Below are 18,510 nucleotides of genomic sequence, written 5' to 3' on the forward strand. Positions count from 1 at the left end.
GCGCATAGAATTCCTCCTCATCCTGAACTGGACCCTGAAAATGACCAATATCTTGCGCGTAGAATCCTCGATCAAACCCGCTGGCGCTGTGTCGCGCCGCCTGACCGATCGGATCATGGAGCGTGTGCTGGCTGCCAATCCGGGCGCTACTGTTGTGACCCGTGACCTGTCGGCTGGCGTGCCCGCGATTGACGGCGCTTGGCTGGGCGCTGTGTTCACCCCGGCGGACGCCCGCAATGACGATCAGAAAGTGACTGCAGCTTATGCCGATGCTTTGCTGGCCGAAGTCAAAGCCGCTGACCTGCTGGTCATCGCGCTTCCGGTGTACAACTTTGGCGTGCCGTCGCAGTTGAAGTCGTGGATTGATCAGCTGGCCCGCAAAGGCGAGACCTTTAACTACACCGAAACCGGCCCGATTGGCCTGTTGACCGGCAAACGCGCGATCGTGGCCTATACCTCGGACGGCACCAAGATTGGGTCGGAAATCGACTTCGCGTCGGGCTACGTGCGCCATATGCTGGGCTTCTTCGGCATCACCGACGTGCAGTTTGCAGCGGCGGACGCGATGGCTTACGGCGTGGATGCAGCGATTGCCAAGGGTGAAGCTGAAGTGGACGCACTGGCCGCTTGAGGTTTGCTTTGCTGGCCCCGGAGGGTTTCACACCCTCCGGACCTCCCGTGGGATATTTAGGCCAAGATGAAAGCAAATTTTAGACTAATTTGAAGGAAAGGCCCTGCGGTTTCGTGGGGCCTTTTGTTTTGGGGCGGAGTGCCTGCGCGTTGCGCGGATGGCTTGCAAAGCAAAACGGGGGCAGCTTGCGCTCCCCCCGTTTCAAATCTCGATGGGCGGTGTGAACCGCCCGGTTGGCTTATGCCAGAGCGAGGTTGATCGCCGACTCGCGGCCATCACGGCCTGCTTCGATGTCGAAGGTCACTGCTTGGCCGTCATTCAGTTGACGGATGCCAGCGCGTTCCATTGCGGAAATGTGCACGAACACGTCTTTGTTGCCGTTTGCCGGGGCGATAAAGCCGAAGCCTTTGGTTGCGTTAAACCATTTCACGGTGCCGTTAGCCATCGTGTGTCTCCTAGTTTTGGTGTGCCATCCGCGGAATGCGATGACGTGGCTCAGTCGTAGCAATCGAGAACTGAGGCCTAGAGAGGAGACAGATGTTCGATAGATAGCGTTTCGCCCTGCCTACATGCGCCATTTTGGCTGGCAAAACAAGGGGGGCGGAAAAAGAATCAGTCCGGTCGGCGGGTTAGAACAAATCAAGCAAGCGGTTGAGGTAGCTGCGTTCCTGATCGGTGCGGGATTGATCGGCGGAGCGTTTGCGAATCTGGTCGAGCAGTTCCTGCGCGCGTTTGTAGATGTCTTTGTTCTCGGCGAGGTTGCCATCCGAGCCGATGTGCAGGCCGTTTTCGCGGCCCAAGGGATCGCGCGGACCGCCGGACTGCGGGTCTTCGGTCTTTTGCGTGCCATCGGGGGATGCGCCCTGCTGGCGGTCTTGATCGGCCAAAGCATCGCCGAAATCGCGCAGACCTTCGCGCATTTTGTCCATCGCTTCGGCTTGCTTGTCCAACGCGCCGGGCAGATCGCCTTGTTTCAGCGCGTCTTCGGCGTCTTTCATCGCCTGTTCGGCGTCGTTCAGGGCTTGCTTGCCGTCTGCGTTCTTGTCGCCACCTTGGCCGGGGAGTTTGCCGCCCTCGCGCAGCTCTTTCAGCTTTTCGCGCAGCTCTTGCTGGCGTTGCGACAGCGTCTTGCCGTCTTTGCCGGGGCCTTCTTGGCCATCTTGCAGATCGCGGAAGCTGTCGTCGGACAGGCTTTGCTGGCCGCGCAAAGTGTTGCCGAGGTCTTTCATCGCCTGTTTGCCGGGGCTGCCTTTGCCGCCAGTGCCATCGCCTTGCTGGACCTTCATGTTGTTCATAAGGTCTTGAAGTTGCTTCATCAACTCGGCGGCTTCGGCGGTTTTGCCTTCTTCCATCAGCTTTTGCAGCTTATCCAGCATCTGGTCGATCTGGTCTTGGGTGATGCTCGGGCCTTTTTGCTGCGGCGAGGTTTCGTCGTTGGGATCAGCCGGGTTTTTCTTGGCTTCTTCCGCCATGTATTCATCCAACGCGTCGCGCATCTCATCCATCAGTTTTTGGATTTCCTCGGGCGAGGCCCCTTTGCGGATGGCTTCGGCGAGGCGTTCTTGCGCGCGCATCATGCGGTCTTTGGCGTTGTTCAGCTTGCCGTCTTCGATCATCAGCGAAATCGCCCAGAGTTCCTTGGCGATCTCATCCCGCGCTTTCGGGGTGAGGGTTTTTGCTTCGGCATCCAGCCGTTTGATCACGGCTTTCAGGCTGTTGTAGGAGGTGTCATCGGGGAAGATATCGCCGGGTTGGTTGGAGACGGCTTTGAGGATTTCCAGCGAGGTCGGGGCGTTGCTGCGCGACCACAGGATATCGCGGCGCATCTCGATCATCGCATCGGCGAGCGGGTCGAAGAAGCGTTTGCCAGGCAGGATCAGGTGGATCGGTTCGGCGGTGCCGGTGTTGCCTGCGGCGTCGGTGACGGCGTAGGTGAGGGTGACGGGCAGGTTGGAGAGCACGGATTCCGAGAGGTCATCGACGAGGGTGGTTTTAATGTCGGCGCGGCTGCCTTTGAACGGCAGCGGCAGATCAAGGGTGACGGGGGCGATGGAGTCGGGGTCGGTTTTCAACCCGTAGGTGCGGGTGACGGCGGCAAGGTCTAGGGCGATTGTGACTTCGCCTTTGGTGACGCCGTAATCGTCTTTGGCTGCGAATTTTTGCTTGAAGCGGCCTTCGCCGTCGCGGGTGATCTCGGCCGCCGGGGTGATGCTGGGAGCTTTGTCGGGGGTGGCGATGATTTTCCATGCGCGGCCCGCAGCGCCTTCGATGGCGAGTTTGCCGGAGGTGGTGACGGTGAAATCTTGGGTAGGTTGGCTGGCGGGGGGGGCGTCGGTGCGGCCCGAGACGGTTTCCGACACGATCAGCGCGCCGGGTTCGCCGTACAGCCTGATTTGCAGGCGGGTGCCGGTGGGCAGGGTCAAAGCGTCGGCGGTTTGGTCGTTGAGATACAGCGCGGGTTTGCCGGTATAGCTGGGCGGCTGTGCCCAGCCTTCCCATGCTGGGCCTGCGGCGGCGTTGGCGGTGCCGCCAGGGGTGAGGCCTGCGACGGAGGTGACGCGCCAGATCGAGCCGAACAGCAGCGCCATCACCAGCGCCGTCAGGGCGACGTAGCGCAGCGCGAAGGGGTCGCGGGAGGACAGTTGCAGGTCGGGCTGCACCGGTTTCGCGCCGGAAGCGCGGGCGGCCATGCGGGTGCGGTGGGCGGCCCAGACGGCTTTTGAGGCCTCATCCGTGATGCCGATGGCTTGGGTGTCGCGCAAAGCCGCGATGGGTTGGCCGGGGAGTTTGCTGTCAAGCCGGACCAGCGCCTCAACGCGGGTGGGGCGGCGGAAGGCGCGGATGCCGTGGATCACCCCCCAGATCAGGCCGAGGGTGGCTGTGACCATGCCGAACCATGCGGCCTCAATCGGTAGCAGGTCTTGCAGGCCGAAAGCGGCGGCGGAGAGGCTGGTGATGGCGATGGTCCAGAACGGCCAGAAGGCGCGGGTGATGCGTTCAGCCCAAAGCCCCGCCCACGTTATCCGCAGCGGGGTCTCAATGCGTTTTAATGCTTGCGCTTCGGTGCTTTCGGTCATCGGCCTCTACAGTTTCAAAGCCACAAAGGAATGGTATCGCGGTTCAGGATGTCTTCATAGCTGGGGCGGGCGCGAATGACGGCGAATTGATCATCTTTCACCAGCACTTCGGGGATCAGCGGCCTTGTGTTGTATTCCGACGCCATCACCGCGCCATAAGCGCCTGCCGAGCGGAAGGCGATCAGATCATCTGCTTTCAATGGGGCCAGCGGGCGCGCTTTGGCGAAGGTATCGCCGGTTTCGCAGACCGGGCCGACCACGTCATAGCTGTGGGATTCGGTGGCGGCTTTGGCTTCGGTAACCGGGATGATGTCGTGATGCGCGCCATACATAGAGGGGCGCACAAGGTCGTTCATCGCGGCATCGACGATCAAGAAATCGCTGATCTCGCCGTTTTTGACATAGATGACCTTTGAGACGAGCAGGCCGGAGTTGCCGGAAATCAGGCGACCAGGTTCGATCTCGATCTCGCAGCCGAGGTGGCCGACGGTGCGTTTGATCAACGCGCCGTATTCTTGCGGCAGCGGCGGGGCGGTGTTCGAGCGCTCATAGGGGATGCCCAAGCCGCCGCCGAGGTCGAGGCGGGAGATGACATGGCCTTCGCTGCGCAGGCGCAGGGTCAGGTCGGCGACCTTTTTGTAGGCTTGTTCAAAGGGTTCAAGCTCGGTCAACTGGCTGCCGATATGCACGTCGATGCCGATCACCTGAAGGCCGGGAAGCTTCGCGGCCTCGGCATAGACCTCAGAGGCGCGGCTTATCGGGATGCCGAATTTGTTGTCTTTCTTGCCGGTGGCGATTTTCTCATGCGTGCGGGCATCGACATCCGGGTTGACGCGGATGGTGATCGGGGCGGTGGTGCCCATCGCGCTGGCCACTTCGGAGAGGGCGCGCAGTTCGGGTTCGGATTCGACGTTGAACTGGCGGATGCCGTTCTCTAAGGCGAGGCGCATTTCCTCACGGGTCTTGCCGACGCCGGAGAACACGATGCGGTTGCCGGGAACGCCAGCGGCCAAGGCCCGGCGGTACTCGCCGCCAGAGACCACATCCATGCCCGCACCGAGGTCGCCCAGCAGTTTGAGGACAGCCACGTTCGACAGCGATTTGATCGCGAAGCAGACGAGGTGCGGCAGGGGGGAAAGCGCCTCGGTGAACAGGGTGTAATGCCGGGTCAGGGTGGCGCTGGAATAGACGTAGAACGGCGTGCCGACTTGCGCGGCAATATCGGCCACGGCCACATCTTCGGCATGCAGGATGCCGTCACGATATAGGAAATGGTCCATTCGGCGGCCCCTTATGAAATCAGTCGCTTGGGGTATAGCAGAAGCCGAAGCTTGCGCAATTCGACGCAGTCGGGCTTTGCGGTGATTACGGGGTTTCGTCCGATGAGATGCCAACGCGGGCATCGCCGGACATGGTTATCCCGGTTTCCGGGGCAGTGGGAGGGCCATCGGCTCCGCAGGCGGTGAGGACAAGCAGGGCGATCAGGGGAAGGAGTTTCATGTCTTGTCCTCAAGGCGAATAGCTGATGCGGCCGCCGCCGGGGATAGCGCCGGAAATCACTGGGCGGATGGTTGCGCCGTGCGGTCCGATGCCTATGCCTGCGCCAAGACGGGGCTCGGTGCAGGCGGTGAGCAGGAGGGCGAGGATCAGCAGGCGCATGTTTGCTTTCGGGGTTGCTGGCCGGAAGGTGCCTTAGGCCAGCAGGGTTTTCCAGCGGGCGACTTGCTCGGCGACGCGGGTGGGCGAGGTTCCGCCGTAGGACATCCGGCTGCGGACGGAGTTTTCGACGCCTAGGACGGAATAGACTTCTTGGATGATGCCGTCATGCACCGATTTCATCTCGGTGATGGACAGGTCGGGCAGATCGCAGGCTTTGGATTCAGCGAGGGCGACGAGGGTTCCGGTGACGTGGTGGGCGTCGCGGAACGGCAGGTTCAGGGCGCGCACCAGCCAATCGGCGAGATCGGTGGCGGTGGAGAAGCCACTCGCTGCCGAGGTTGCCAGCACGTCACGGTTGGCGGTCATATCGCCAACCATGCCTGTCATCGCGGCCAGCGCCAGCATCAGGGTGTCAGCGGCGTCGAAGACCTGCTCTTTGTCTTCCTGCATGTCTTTGGAATAGGTCAGCGCCAGACCCTTCATGATGGTGAACAGCGCGACGGTTGCGCCCAGGATCCGGCCAAGTTTGGCGCGCAGCAGTTCGGCGGCGTCGGGGTTTTTCTTTTGCGGCATGATGCTGCTGCCCGTCGTCCATTTGTCGGACAGTTTGACAAAGCGAAATTGGGCGGAGGACCAGATCACCAACTCTTCGGCAAAGCGCGACAGGTGCATGGCGCAGATGGAGGAGGCGGACAGGAATTCCAGCGCGAAGTCGCGGTCGGAGACTGAGTCGAGGCTGTTGGCGGTGGGGCGGTCGAAACCTAAGGCGGCGGCGGTCATGTGGCGGTCGATGGGGAAGGAGGTTCCGGCGAGGGCGGCGGCCCCGAGCGGGCATTCGTTCATGCGACGGCGGGCGTCTTCAAAGCGGGATTTGTCACGGGCGAGCATTTCGACATAGGCCAGCATATGGTGGCCCCAAGTCACGGGCTGCGCGGTTTGCAGATGGGTGAAGCCGGGCATCACCCAATCGGTGCCAGCCTCGGCTTGGGCGAGGAAGGCGCGCATCAGGGCATTGAGGCCTTGGATCGCGGCATCGCATTGATCGCGCACCCAAAGGCGGAAATCGACGGCGACTTGATCGTTGCGCGAACGGGCCGTGTGCAGGCGGCCCGCGGGCGCGCCGATCAGGTCTTTCAGCCGGGATTCGACGTTCATGTGAATGTCTTCGAGCGCTACGGAAAAGGTGAAATTCCCGGACTCAATTTCTGACAACACCGTGAGCAGGCCTTCCCCGATGGCCTCGGCATCACTAGAAGTCAGGATACCCGTGGCGGCCAGCATGGCAGCATGGGCGCGAGAGCCTGCAATGTCTTGTGCGTAAAGCCGTTGGTCAAAGCCAATCGAGGCGTTGATCGCGGTCATGATCGCGTCAGGGCCAGAGGCAAAGCGGCCGCCCCACATCTGGTTGGCGGTGGTTTTTGGGGAATTGGTCATGGAAGGGCCTTCGACATGATGCGCAAGATGCTGTTGGTGGCTCTGTATACGGCCTTTGCCTGTGGTGCAAATGCGGGCAGCGTTGAGGGGCTTCTGACGGGTGACATGAAAAAGCTGGCTCTGGTCGCGCCTGTGGCTTTGCCCGAGGCAGTGTTGCTGGATGGCGCGGGGCTTGAGACGTCACTGGCACCGTATCAGGGCAAATGGATGGTGCTGAACTTCTGGGCCACATGGTGCGCGCCGTGCCGCAAGGAAATGCCCGCGTTGCAGCGGTTGGCGGATGCGATGCCGGAGATTGCGGTGGTTCCGGTGGCGACCGGACGCAATGATGTGGCGATGATCGTAAAGTTCTATGGCGAGGCGGGGGTGACTTCGCTGCCGGTATTGCGCGATCCGAAATCGGGGCTGGCGCATCAGATGGGGGTGATGGGGCTTCCCGTGACGTTGATCGTCAATCCTGCGGGCGAGGAAGTGGCGCGGTTGATTGGCGATGCGGAATGGGATTCGGTTGAGGCTCAGGCGGTGTTGAAAGCGATGATGGCGGAGTGACGGGATGCGAGGCGATTTTCGCGCGAAAATCGTGGACGGAATTCGCGCGAATTCCGGGCGTGGGGTCAGGCGGTGCGTTTTATGCTGCGGCGCAGGCGTTTGATCAGGGCGTGTTGGATCACGCTGCTGATCAGGGTGGCGGTGGAGAGCAGCAGGCTGACGAGGCCCGCGCCTAAGGCCCAAGCGGTTTCGGAGAATCTTAGGGTGGCGCGGAACAGGCGGGCTTTGCCGAGGACTTCGGCGCGGCCGACGAGTTTGGGGCCGAGGGCTTCGGCGGCATTGGCAAGGCGGCGGGCGTCATTGGCATCATCAACCATCGGCAGCAGGTGCAGGGCGGTGGTGGCGTCTGTTGCGGTGTTCAGGCGGCTGAGGTCGGTGAGGGTGTTGGTCAGCGGCAGGAAGGCTTCGGTGCGGATCGCGGCGGTGAGATCGTCGAGACTGCGCACGGCGGGGAGGGCGGCCCAATTTACGCCTGCGCGGGCGGCGTCTATGGCCATTTCGACCAGCCGAGGCGACAGGCGATCCATTTTTCGGGCAAGTTTGGCGAGGCTTGCGCCTGCTTTGACCACTCCGCTGGAGCCGCCCGAGGCGAGGATGGCGGCGGTGGCTCCTAATCCTACGACCGAAAGAGCGAGGTCGATTTGGTCTACGTCGTCGCCGCTGGCGTAGGCCACTCCGGCGCGGGTGATGCCTGCGATATCGCCGATGGGGGTGAGGGCGATGGGGGCTTGGCAGATCATCACTTCGGACAGGCTGCATTGCGTGGGATCATAGCCGCAGGCGGCGCAGGATGTGACGGTGGCGTAATAGCTGTGATCATCCTCGCGCGCGGTTTGCACGGCGGCGTTTAGGGCCGAGGGCAGTGAGATTTTCCGCTCGTAGGCGAGATCCACCAATGCATCGAGGGCCAGCCAGTTGCGCGGGGATTCGGCGAGGCGGTTGGCGATATGGGCGCTGAGGGTTTCGGGCGTGGCAGCGGTTATCAGCATACGTTCGGTTGCGGCTTCGATCTGATCTTTGCTGGCCTCGACAAACGGGGCGAGCAGCGGATCAGAGGCGATGCGGGCGGCGGTGAGGCTGGTCCCGGCAAGTGAACCTGCCAGAACCAGTAACAAAATCAGTCGGGTAAGCCCCCTCCACATCAGGCTTGCGCCATCAGATTTGACGCGACCGGATCATGCCGATGATGTCGTAGACCTGATCGACAATGGGCCGCGCTATGGCATTGGCGCGGGTGGCACCTTTGCCCAAGATGCGGTCGATCTCGGCGGGGTCTTGCATCAGATGGCTCATCTTGGTGGTGATCGGTGAGAGTTTCGCCACTGCCAGATCAGCCAGTGCGGGCTTGAAGGTGCCGAATTGTGCGCCTGCGTATTCGGTGATCACGGCTTCGGGGGTCATATCGGCCAAGGCCGCGTAGACGTTGATCAGGTTGCGGGCGTCGGGGCGACCGGACAAGCCCTCAAGATCGCTGGGCAAGGGTTCGGCATCGGTTTTGGCTTTGCGGAACTTCTTGGCGATAGTGTCGGCGTCATCCGTGAGATTGATGCGGGATTGATCGGAAGGGTCTGATTTTGACATCTTTTTCGTACCATCGCGCAGGGACATCACGCGGGTCGCAGCGCCTTCGATCACCGGTTCGGTGATCGGGAAGAAATTCACCTTATAGTCATTGTTGAACTTCAGCGCGATGTCGCGGGTCAGTTCGATATGCTGCTTCTGGTCCTCGCCCACCGGGACATGCGTGGCCTTGTAGGCCAGAATATCGGCGGCCATCAGGGCGGGGTAGGCGTAAAGGCCAAGCGAGACGTTCTCGGAATTCTTGCCGGCTTTGTCCTTGAACTGGGTCATCCGGCTCATCCAGCCCATGCGGGCGACGCAGTTGAAGATCCAGCCAAGCTCGGCATGGGCGGTGACTTGGCTTTGGTTGAACAGGATCGAACGCGCAGGGTCGATGCCTGCGGCGATGAAGCCAGCGGCGGCTTCGCGGGTTTGTTGGCGCAGTTTCGCCGGATCTTGCCAAGTGGTGATCGCGTGCATATCGACAAGGCAATAGATCGTCTCAATGCCCTCATCCTGCTTTTGCACGAAGCGTTTCAGGGCTCCGAGGTAATTGCCAAGGGTCAATCCGCCGGAGGGCTGGATGCCCGAGAAGATGCGGGTGGGGAAAGTCTGAGGCGTTTGGACCGGCTCGGACATGGGATACTCCATCTGGAAAAAGCTGCGCTTTGGGCTTAACGCTGCGGGGCGGGGGCGTCAATCAGTGGTGCCGGAAGGGAATGCGATGCAGGACGATGTGAGAGCTGACCAGATTGCGCCGATCAATCCGTTGCCGGGGGTGGTGTGGCTGTTGGCGCTGCCGATGATCGCGTTGGAGATCGCGTTTTCGCTGGCGGATGCCGGGGTGATTGGGGGACCGCAGGCGGTGGGCTGGCGGATAACTGCGATCGAGGGCTACGGGGTGTTCCCCGAGTATTGGCGGCAGAATTGGGCGGCGGGGGCGGTGGATATGCCGTTGCTGCGGCGGTTTTTGAGTTTTGCGTTCATCCACGGCTCGGCGACGCAGGCGCTGTTTGGCATCGCGATGACGATGGCTTTGGGTAAGTTCGTCGGCGAGGTGTTCAAAGGCTGGGCGGTGGGAGTGGTGTTTCTGGGGTCGGGCGCGGTGGGGGCGTTGGTTTATGCCTATGCGGTGCCGAACCAACCGTTGTTTGGCGCGTTTCCGGGGGTCTATGGTCTGATCGGGGCGTTTTCGTTTCTGATCTGGGTGAAGCTGGCGGGCACTGGAGTGAACCAGTTGCGTGCGTTCAGTCTGATTGGCGCGCTGATGGTGTTTCAGGCGATTTTCGGCGCGTTTTACACGCTGCTGCCGATGCTGATGCCGAGCATGGGCGAGGTTGGGCATGATTGGTCGTGGGTCGCGGATTTGCCCGGCTTTGCTGCGGGGTTTTTGCTGTCGTTTGTGGTCAGCCCCGGTGGGTTTGTGCGGGTGCGCGAACGGATCAGGGGGCGTTAGCGTCGGCGCAGTTTGCGGAAATCGGAGAGTTTGAACGCGCCGATGGCGGAGCCTGCGGCGTAGTAGCTTAAGATGCCGGTGGCGATCAGCAAAGCGAGGCCTGCATAGCGCCAGCCGTGGCTGGCCAGCATCTCGCCGAGGGCGACTTGTGCGCCGTAGAGCGCTGCTCCCATCACTATGGCGGCGATGATGATGCGGGGCGCGCGGCTGCGGAAGCGGGTATCGAAGCGGGCGGCGTCGCCCATGCGTTTGGTGCCAAGCCAGAGTTGGGCGGCCATCATCCAGCCTGCGAGCGTGGTGGCAAGGGCTGCGGCAGCAAAGCCGATGTAGGGCATCAGGCCTACGGCGATGACGGCGTTGATGATCATCGAGACTATGGCGAAGCGGAACGGGCTGCGGCTGTCTTCGCGGGCGTAATACAGCGGCTGGTAGACTTTGTGCAGCACGAAGGCGGGCAGACCGGCGCCGTAGATCGCCAGCACAAGGGCGGTGGCGGCGGTGTCGTCGGCGGTGAAAGCGCCGCGTTGGTAGAGCACTTGGGTGAGCGGCAGGGCGATCACCATCAAAGCGACGGCGCAGGGGAAGGTCAGCGCGAGGGCAAGTTCGGTGCCGCGGTTGAAGCTTTCGCGGCCTCCGGCTTCGTCGCCTGCGCGGAGGCGGCGGGAGAGGTCTGGCAAGAGGACGGTGCCGATGGCGATGGCGACCACGCCGAGTGGGAGTTGGTAGAGGCGGTCGGCGTAGACCAGCCACGACACCGCGCCCTCTGTGTAGGAGGCGACTTGGCGGCCTACCAGCATGTTGATCTGCACAACGCCGCCAGACAGGATCGCCGGGCCTGCGATGATGGCGAGGCGTTTGAGTTCGGGGGTGATCTTGGGCCAGCGGGGGGCAAAGGTGAGGCCGAGTTTGGCGGCGGAATACCAGGTGAAGGCGAGTTGGGCGACGCCAGTGATCGGGACGGCCCAAGCGAGGGTCAGGCCCATATCCCAGCCGAATTTGGCGGCGAAGAACATCATGGCGATGAAAATCAGGTTCATCAGGACGGGGACGAAGCCTGCCTCGGTGAAATGGCCGTAGGCGTTCAGCACGCCGGACAGCAATGCCACGAGGCTGATGAACAGAATGTAGTTGAAGCCGATCTGGCCGTAGAGGATGGCGAGATCGAAGCGTTGATCGTTTGCGAAACCGGAGGCCATCGCCCAGACCAGCCATGGCATCGCGAAGGTGCCGATGATCGAGAAGAGGATCAGGATCGCGGCGAGGCCGTTGAAGGCGTCGCGGGCGAAGCCGTTGGCATCTTCGCCACCCTCCAGCTTTTTGGCGAACATCGGTACGAAGGCCATGTTGAAGGCCCCCTCGGCGAAGAAGCGGCGGAACATGTTGGGCAGGGAAAACGCGACGTTGAAGGCGTCGGCGATCGGGCCTGCACCGAGATAGGCGGCCATCATCATGTCGCGGGCAAAGCCTGCGCCGCGCGAAAGTAGGGTCCAGCCGCCGACGGTGAGGATGGAGCGCAGGAGGCTGATCGGTTTCATGGGCGGCCCTTTGGTTTGGGCAAGGCTTACAGGGGAATGCGGGCGGGGTGAAATGGGAAATTTGAGGGGGTGAGGGTGGGCACGCAGATGTGTCCGCGCGTGGCCAGCGGAGTGGGGTGTGGGATTTCAAGGGGTTAAGAGGGGGGCGTTAAGGCGTTGTTAAGGGTCTGAGCTGGGGCGAAGGGTTGGCGCGTGGCATCACGCCCCCTACGGCGGATGGCGGCGGGGAACCATTGGGCGGGGTGGGCGTTGGTTTCGCGACGCTCATGCAGCTTGCGCTGCCAGATCAGGAGAGGACACCAGATGACCGAGCAAATGAAAGTTGTGCCGAAGGCCGAGCGGGTTCAGACCGGAGTGAAGGACACCAAGGCGTTGGCGGCGGCGTTGACCAAGGCAGTGGCGGATACCTATCGTTTGATCTTCAAGACCCACGCCTATCATTGGAATGTCGAGGGGCCGTTGTTCTACTCGATCCATCATCTGACCGATGAACAGTATAAAGAAATGTTCCCCGCCGCTGATGATTTGGCCGAGCGCATCCGGGCTTTGGGCCAGTTGGCCCCGTTCTCTTTTGCCGAGGTGATGAAGGTGTCTGGGATCAAGGATCTGGAGGTGCTGCCCTCGACTTTGGAAATGGTGGATGATCTGGCGCAGGATCACGCGGCGGTAGCAGTCGGGTTCCATGCGTTGTTCAAGCTTGCCGAGGAAAACAGCGATCCGGTGACGGCTGATCTGGCAACGCGGCGGTCTGCGTTTCACGAGCAGGCGGCTTGGATGTTGCGGGCAACGGCGAAGTAGCGGGCTTGACGGCGGCGTGTTGCTGGGCTGGCGTCTGGGGGTTTCGCACCCCCAGACCCCTGCGGGATATTTGAGCCAATGTGAAAGATCGAAGGAATGATGGCCGTGGCCTTTCACGGCGGGCGTTCCCGTGAGCCAGGGCCAAGTCCGCGCAATGGGGCACCGCCAATCTGCGAGGTGGCGAAACATTTTCTGCGCAGGAAATGGAACGGATTGCAGCCTTGGTCGTTTGCATCTTGGCAGCCGTAACCACTGCCGTCGCAGCAAAGTGGGGAATCAAATGGGCATCGTCTGGACAATTCTGATTGGTTTCGTCGCGGGTGTGGTGGCGAAGTTTGTAACGCCGGGCAGCAATGAGCCTTCGGGTTTCATCCTGACCACCATTCTGGGCATCATCGGCGCTTTTGTCGCGACCTATCTGGGGCAAGCGATGGGCTGGTATGCGCCGTATGAGGGCGCGGGCCTCATCGGGGCGGTTGTGGGCGCGGTGATCGTGCTGTTGATCTGGGGCTATGCGTCGCGTCGGACCTGAAGGCCGCGCGCTTTGCAAATATACTGAGGAGAAGTACCATGGGTAGAGGTTCACCATCTATGACGGCGCTGCTGGCTTTGCTGGCGGTGGCAGGATACCAGAATCGCGACAAGATCAGCGATCTGCTGCGCAAGGCCGGTGGTTCGGGCGATCAGCCTGCGACCGGTTTGGATTCGCACAACAGTCAGTCGATCTCGAATGTTTTGTCGGAGATTGGCTCGTTCTTCACCGGATCTTCGGGTGGCGGCGCTTTGTCGGGTGGGTTGGCCGGGTTGGTCGATCAATTCCGTGGCAATGGTCACACCGAGGCTGCCGACAGTTGGGTAGCCTCCGGCGAGAACAAGACCGTGGCGGGGCATGATCTGGCTGCGACCTTGGGCGAGGATACACTGGCGGAATTGTCGGTGAAAACCGGGCTGAGCCGCGAGATGTTGCTGGAGCGGTTGGCTCGGGTGATCCCAGAGGCGGTGCATGGCATGACGCCGGACGGGCGGTTGCCAACGCCAGAGGATGCGCAACGCTACATCTGATACCGGGCTTAGTTGAACGGGCGCACCGCTTTTGCGGCGCGGGAGACGACAGAAAACCGGACGCAGCTTGGCTGCTACGGTCGGTTTTCTTTTGCCGAATTGACGCGGGATTTGCGCAATTCACTTCAATCAACCTGATGGAGACTATCATGAAAACTCTGGCTGAAGCGTTTCATCACACACTGCAAGACATCTATTATGCCGAAACCGCGCTGACCAAAGCGTTGCCGAAAGTCGCGGCTGCAGCGGGCAATGCTGAGCTGAAAAAGGCGGTGACGCATCACTTGGACGAAACCAAACAGCAGATCGTTCTGCTGAAGCAGGTGTTCGCGGTGATTGGCGAGAAGGCCGAGGGTGTCAAATGTGATGCGATTGAGGGTCTGATCAAAGAGACCGAAGGCATCATTGCTGAGGCCAGCGGGGCGGCCTTGGATGCGATGCTGATTGGGGCAGCCCAAGCGGTGGAGCATTACGAGATCGCGCGCTACGGCACGCTGCGGGAATGGGCGAAGGTTTTGGGCCATACCGAGGCGCATGATCTTTTGTCGCAGATTCTGGACATGGAGAAGGCGGCCAATGCCAAGCTGACCAGCATGGCGGTCGAGTCGGTGAACGGTAAGAAGTAGGGGCGCTGCGGTTATGTGATCGTCGGGAGACTGACGCGGTGGCTGGGGGTTTCACACCCCCAGATCCCCGTGGGATATTTGAGCCAAGATGAAAGTTGGCGGTTTTTTCAGGCGGAATTCTGCGCCCGCTCGGCACCTTCGGTGATGGCTTGGCGGAGTTTGCGGTCGAGGGCTTCTTGTTTGCTTTTGGTGTGCAGTTTCAGGCCGAACATGTCTTTGACATAGAAGCTATCGACCACCTGTGCGCCGTAGGTCGCGATCACGGCGGAGGCGATGTAGATGTTGTTGGCGGCTAGGGTGCGGGTCAGATCGTAGAGCAGGCCGGGGCGGTCGCGGGTGTCGACCTCGATGATGGTGTAGATCTCCGAGCCTTCGTTATCAAAAGTGATATGGGTCGGGAAACGGAACTCGCGTTCGCGTTTTTTGACCTTGTCGCGGCCAGCGAGGGCTTCGCGCGGCAGCACTTCGCCGCGCAGGGTTTTTTCGATCATGCCGCGCAGGCGGGGCAGGCGTTCGACGTCATAGGGCCGACCATCAGCGTCTTGAATCCAGAACACTGGCGTCGCGTAGCCGTCTTTCGAGGTGTAGGTGCGCGCATCCACCACATTTGCGCCGACGAGTGCCAAGGCTCCGGCGAGGCGGGAGAAAATGCCGGGGTGATCGCCCAAGGCAAAGCAGGCGCGGGTGGCGTCGCGGGCGGGTTCGGGGTGCAGATCAATACGGATTTCATCATCGCCAAGGCCGCGCAGCAGGCGGGCGAACACCTCTTGCGTGTCGGTTTGCAGGCCCTGCCAATAGGGCGCGTAGTGGCGGCCTTGCTCGGTCGTGATCTCGGACTCGGGCCAGTCGTGCAGGCGCAGACGCAGCGCAGCTTTTGCCTCATCCTCGCGCTTGTCGCGGTTGATGGTTTCCAAGCCACCTTGTAGCGCTTCGGCGGTGAGGCTGTAGAGCTGGCGCAGCAACATGGCCTTCCAGTTGTTCCATGTGGTGGGGCCGACGCCGCGAATGTCGCAGACCGTCAGCACCGTCAGCAGATCAAGGCGTTTGCGGGTTTTCACCGCTTTGGCGAAATCGCGCACGGTGCGGGGATCGCCGATGTCACGCTTTTGCGCCATGTCGGACATCAAGAGGTGATAGCGCACCAGCCATTCGACGGTTTCGGTTTCTTCCTGATCCAGCCCCAGACGGGGCGCGATGCGGCGGGCCATTTGCGCGCCGATGATGGAATGGTCTTCGGGGCGGCCTTTACCGATGTCGTGCAGCAGCAAGGCCACATAGATCACCCGGCGGTTGATGCCAGCCTTCAGGATCGAGGACGATAGCGGCAGGTCTTCGACCAGTTCGCCGCGCTCGATCTGGGCCAGAACAGAGATGGTCTGGATGATGTGCTCGTCGACCGTGTAGTGGTGGTAAACGTTGAATTGCATCATGGCGACGATGTTTTCAAACTCGGGGATGAAGGCCGAGAGCACGCCCAACTCGTTCATCCGGCGCAAAGCGCGTTCGGGGTTGCCGTGCTTCAGCATCAGATCGAGGAAGATGCGCTGGGCTTCGGGAGTGTCGCGCAGGGTGTCGTCGATCAGGTCGAGGTGGCTTGCGATCACCCGCATGATGTTGGGGTGCAACAAATAGCGCGAGCGCAGGGCTTCTTCAAACACCCGCAGCATGTTCAACGGATCCGCAAGGAACTGCGCCGGGTCAGCGACGTCGATGCGGCTTTGCACCAGTTTATAGGGCGGCTTGACCTTGCGGCGGTTGAACATGCCAAGGATGCGAGCCTCGGGCTTGGCGTGACGGGCTTCAAGTTCGGTCAAGAAAATCCGCGTCAGTTCACCGACATGGGTGGCGTGGCGGAAGTAGTCTTGCATGAACAATTCTACGGCGCGGCGGCCCGTGGTGTCGTGGTAGCCCATGCGAGTGGCGACATCGACTTGTGCATCGAAGGTCAGCTGATCGACGGCGCGGTGGGTGATGTAATGCAGATGGCAGCGCGCCGCCCAGAGAAAATTCTCGGCCCGTTCAAACTGGTCGTATTCCTCGCGGCTGAGCAGGCCAGCGGCGACAAGGCCTGCCGAGGAGGAGACACGCAGCAGGTATTTGCCGATCCAATACAGCGTTTGCAGATCGCGCAAGCCACCCTTGGCCTCTTTGACGTTGGGTTCCAGCACATAGCGCTGGCCGCCTTGGCGTTTGTGCCGCTCGGCGCGTTCCGCAAGTTTGGCCTCGATGAATTCGGGGCCGGAATTGCGGAACAGGTCGGACCACAGGCGTTCGTTGAGTTCGGCGGCGAGGGAGGCGTCGCCTGCGATGAAGCGGTGCTCCAGCAGCGCGGTGCGGATGGTGATGTCTTCGCGACCCAAGCGGATGCAATCGGCAACGGTGCGGCTGGAGTGGCCGACTTTGAGTTTCAAATCCCACAGCATGTAGAGCATGGATTCGATCACCGATTCCGCCCAAGGGGTGATTTTCCATGGTGTGAGGAACAGCAGGTCTACGTCGGAATGCGGGGCCATCTCGGCGCGGCCAAAACCGCCGACCGCCAGAACTGTCAGGCGCTCGGCGGTGGTGGGCGATTGTGCGCGGTGCAGATGGTCGCGGGCGATCATGAGAGCGGTGGTGACCAGCACATCGGTGAGGTGAGACTGGGCCGAGACAAGCGCGCGGGCTTTCAGTGGGTTCAGCAGGAAGGCAGCCTCTAGGGCCGCATTGGCGCGGTTCTTCGCGAGGGTCATATGGCGGACGGCGACGGCTCGACCTGCGCGGGCATCCGCTGCGGGAAGCTCAGCGAGGATCGCGGCCAAGAGCGCCCCGCCGTCGATCAGATCGGCGGCGGGGATCAACAGATCGGGTGCTGCCACAGGGCCAGCCGCTGGGGCCACGGCGCGTTTCATGCCGGACTCCCGTTTCTGCCTTAAGACCCAAAGCCGCCGAAGCTGCGCGGGGCGGGATCAATGACCACGGCACGTCCGCCTTGGATTTGCGCAATGGCCAGACCGCGCTCATTGGTGCCATCCGAGCGCAGCCGGAAGATGCCGTTGACGCCGACAAAGCCCGCGCCTTGGGTCAGGGCTTGTTTCGACAATGGTCCGGGGCCTGCTTTTTTCATCAGCGCCCCGATGGCCGCGATGCCGTCATAGGCGAGGCCGGAAATCGGATGCGGCGGCTCGTTGAAGGTGGATTGGTAGCGGGCTTGGTATTGCGCATAAAGTGCGGGATCAGGCAGCGCGAACCAGCCGCCCTGCACGCCAGGCAGGCCAAGAGTGGCAGCCGGAATATCCCAACGGGTCAGGCCGATGAACTGCGCCGAGGCGCTGGACAGCCCGTTGTCGGCCAGCAGTTGGCTGACCAAGGGCAAAGCGCCTGCGGTATCGGCGGTCAGGAACACCGCCTGCGCGCCTGCGGATTTTGCAGCCGCCGCGATGCCGGGGGCCGCCGCCACCACGCCGTTTTGCGAGAATTCGTAATTGCCGGTGGCGACAACCGAGCCACCCGCTTGCGTCACGGCCTGCGCGATCGCGGCACGGCCCAATTCGCCTGCGGTGTTGCGATCATGCACGATCATGATCTGGGATTTGCCTTGGCGCACGGCATAAGACGCCAGACGGCTGGCGGTGTTGCTGAAGGTTGGGCCCAGCACGAAGACGTTGTTGCCGGCAATATCGGGGTTGTTTGAGAACGCCAGCACATTGACGCCAGAGCCTGCCAAGGCCACGCCGGCGGCATTGGCCTCTTGCGCGAACACCGGGCCAAGGATGACCTGCGCGCCATCGGCGACGGCTTGGGTCGCCATCGCAGCGGCTTGGGCGGGCTGACCTGCGGTGTTGTACACCCGCAGATCGACGCGGGCGGCACCGCCAAGATCAGAAATCGCCATGCGGGCGGCGTTTTGCAACGAGCGGGCGAGAAGTTCATCGCTGGCTTGGCCGGAGCCTGCGGGCACCAGAAGCGCCACTTGAATTTTGCCCGAAGCGTTGCCTCCGCCTACGGTTGGGCCAGAGGAGGGCACGCAAGCGGCCAAGACCACTGCGGCGGCTGCAATAACTATTTGGCCCAGCGACTTGCGGGCCCGCATCAAAACGGACAACATAGAACTCCCTCACCCTTGGCGGACTGGTGTTCAGGT

The 18,510-nt window shown here is 61.8% G+C and carries 18 protein-coding genes; 7 read left to right on the plus strand and 11 right to left on the minus strand.

Annotation, left to right across the window (positions count from 1 at the left end; genetic code table 11):
• Positions 1 to 40 precede the first annotated feature (40 nt).
• Positions 41 to 631 (plus strand): FMN-dependent NADH-azoreductase, encoded by a 591-nt coding sequence (locus tag ACS5RD_RS05950; protein ID WP_054005408.1) that lies wholly within the window; start codon positions 41 to 43, stop codon positions 629 to 631.
• A gap of 238 nt (positions 632 to 869) precedes the next feature.
• On the opposite strand, the gene ACS5RD_RS05955 is transcribed toward ACS5RD_RS05950, so the two are convergent.
• The 6 genes from ACS5RD_RS05955 to argH all read right to left on the minus strand — a co-directional run bounded on the left by ACS5RD_RS05955 (position 870) and on the right by argH (position 6,801).
• Entirely contained in the window at positions 870 to 1,076 is a 207-nt protein-coding gene (locus ACS5RD_RS05955; RefSeq protein ID WP_054005407.1) for a cold-shock protein, read from the minus strand.
• 184 nt (positions 1,077 to 1,260) lie between these two features.
• Positions 1,261 to 3,708, minus strand: coding sequence for a DUF4175 domain-containing protein (locus ACS5RD_RS05960; RefSeq protein WP_489930418.1), 2,448 nt, complete (start codon positions 3,706 to 3,708; stop codon positions 1,261 to 1,263).
• Positions 3,709 to 3,722: 14 nt separating this feature from the next.
• Positions 3,723 to 4,988 carry a diaminopimelate decarboxylase gene (lysA, locus tag ACS5RD_RS05965; protein ID WP_489930419.1) on the minus strand — a complete coding sequence of 422 codons (1,266 nt, stop codon included), beginning with the start codon at positions 4,986 to 4,988 and terminating at the stop codon, positions 3,723 to 3,725.
• An 85-nt stretch (positions 4,989 to 5,073) separates the two neighbouring features.
• Complete coding sequence (locus ACS5RD_RS05970; RefSeq protein ID WP_489930420.1) at positions 5,074 to 5,208, minus strand: hypothetical protein; 135 nt, start codon at positions 5,206 to 5,208, stop codon at positions 5,074 to 5,076.
• A 9-nt stretch (positions 5,209 to 5,217) separates the two neighbouring features.
• The gene (locus ACS5RD_RS05975; protein ID WP_156317383.1) at positions 5,218 to 5,367 is read right to left on the minus strand and encodes a hypothetical protein; all 150 of its coding nucleotides are present in this window, start codon (positions 5,365 to 5,367) and stop codon (positions 5,218 to 5,220) included.
• A 33-nt stretch (positions 5,368 to 5,400) separates the two neighbouring features.
• Positions 5,401 to 6,801 carry an argininosuccinate lyase gene (gene argH, locus ACS5RD_RS05980; RefSeq protein WP_489930421.1) on the minus strand — a complete coding sequence of 467 codons (1,401 nt, stop codon included), beginning with the start codon at positions 6,799 to 6,801 and terminating at the stop codon, positions 5,401 to 5,403.
• An 18-nt stretch (positions 6,802 to 6,819) separates the two neighbouring features.
• Here argH and ACS5RD_RS05985 point away from each other — a divergent pair, with 18 nt between their 5' ends.
• A complete protein-coding gene (locus ACS5RD_RS05985; RefSeq protein WP_489931339.1) occupies positions 6,820 to 7,350 on the plus strand; it encodes a TlpA family protein disulfide reductase in 531 nt (176 codons plus the stop codon).
• Positions 7,351 to 7,415: 65 nt separating this feature from the next.
• Here ACS5RD_RS05985 and ACS5RD_RS05990 read toward each other — a convergent pair whose 3' ends face one another.
• On the minus strand, positions 7,416 to 8,492 hold the full coding sequence (locus ACS5RD_RS05990) for a hypothetical protein (RefSeq protein ID WP_489930422.1): 1,077 nt from the start codon (positions 8,490 to 8,492) through the stop codon (positions 7,416 to 7,418).
• A gap of 13 nt (positions 8,493 to 8,505) precedes the next feature.
• Complete coding sequence (gene trpS, locus ACS5RD_RS05995; RefSeq protein ID WP_489930423.1) at positions 8,506 to 9,549, minus strand: tryptophan--tRNA ligase; 1,044 nt, start codon at positions 9,547 to 9,549, stop codon at positions 8,506 to 8,508.
• On the opposite strand from trpS, the gene ACS5RD_RS06000 reads away from it, so the two are divergent.
• Positions 9,548 to 10,366 carry a rhomboid family intramembrane serine protease gene (locus ACS5RD_RS06000; RefSeq protein WP_489930424.1) on the plus strand — a complete coding sequence of 273 codons (819 nt, stop codon included), beginning with the start codon at positions 9,548 to 9,550 and terminating at the stop codon, positions 10,364 to 10,366. The genes trpS and ACS5RD_RS06000 overlap by 2 nt on opposite strands.
• Here the strand turns inward: ACS5RD_RS06000 and murJ are convergent.
• Entirely contained in the window at positions 10,363 to 11,901 is a 1,539-nt protein-coding gene (murJ, locus tag ACS5RD_RS06005; RefSeq protein ID WP_489930425.1) for a murein biosynthesis integral membrane protein MurJ, read from the minus strand. The genes ACS5RD_RS06000 and murJ overlap by 4 nt on opposite strands.
• Positions 11,902 to 12,204: 303 nt before the next feature.
• Here murJ and ACS5RD_RS06010 point away from each other — a divergent pair, with 303 nt between their 5' ends.
• The 4 genes from ACS5RD_RS06010 (at position 12,205) to ACS5RD_RS06025 (ending at position 14,387) form a co-directional block, all read left to right on the plus strand.
• Positions 12,205 to 12,699 carry a Dps family protein gene (locus tag ACS5RD_RS06010; protein ID WP_489930426.1) on the plus strand — a complete coding sequence of 165 codons (495 nt, stop codon included), beginning with the start codon at positions 12,205 to 12,207 and terminating at the stop codon, positions 12,697 to 12,699.
• A 280-nt stretch (positions 12,700 to 12,979) separates the two neighbouring features.
• Positions 12,980 to 13,231, plus strand: coding sequence for a GlsB/YeaQ/YmgE family stress response membrane protein (locus ACS5RD_RS06015; protein WP_489930427.1), 252 nt, complete (start codon positions 12,980 to 12,982; stop codon positions 13,229 to 13,231).
• A 38-nt stretch (positions 13,232 to 13,269) separates the two neighbouring features.
• A complete protein-coding gene (locus tag ACS5RD_RS06020; RefSeq protein WP_489930428.1) occupies positions 13,270 to 13,761 on the plus strand; it encodes a YidB family protein in 492 nt (163 codons plus the stop codon).
• Between the two features lie 149 nt (positions 13,762 to 13,910).
• Positions 13,911 to 14,387: a YciE/YciF ferroxidase family protein gene (locus ACS5RD_RS06025; RefSeq protein ID WP_054005580.1), complete on the plus strand. Its 477-nt coding sequence runs from the start codon at positions 13,911 to 13,913 to the stop codon at positions 14,385 to 14,387.
• Positions 14,388 to 14,494: 107 nt separating this feature from the next.
• Here the strand turns inward: ACS5RD_RS06025 and ACS5RD_RS06030 are convergent, their stop codons facing one another.
• Both ACS5RD_RS06030 and ACS5RD_RS06035 read right to left on the minus strand, forming a co-directional pair.
• Complete coding sequence (locus tag ACS5RD_RS06030; protein ID WP_489930429.1) at positions 14,495 to 17,278, minus strand: [protein-PII] uridylyltransferase; 2,784 nt, start codon at positions 17,276 to 17,278, stop codon at positions 14,495 to 14,497.
• A gap of 20 nt (positions 17,279 to 17,298) precedes the next feature.
• A complete protein-coding gene (locus ACS5RD_RS06035; protein ID WP_489930430.1) occupies positions 17,299 to 18,474 on the minus strand; it encodes a penicillin-binding protein activator in 1,176 nt (391 codons plus the stop codon).
• Positions 18,475 to 18,510: the final 36 nt, after the last annotated feature.

It is taken from the genome of Cypionkella sp. PAMC25878 (assembly GCF_058135695.1).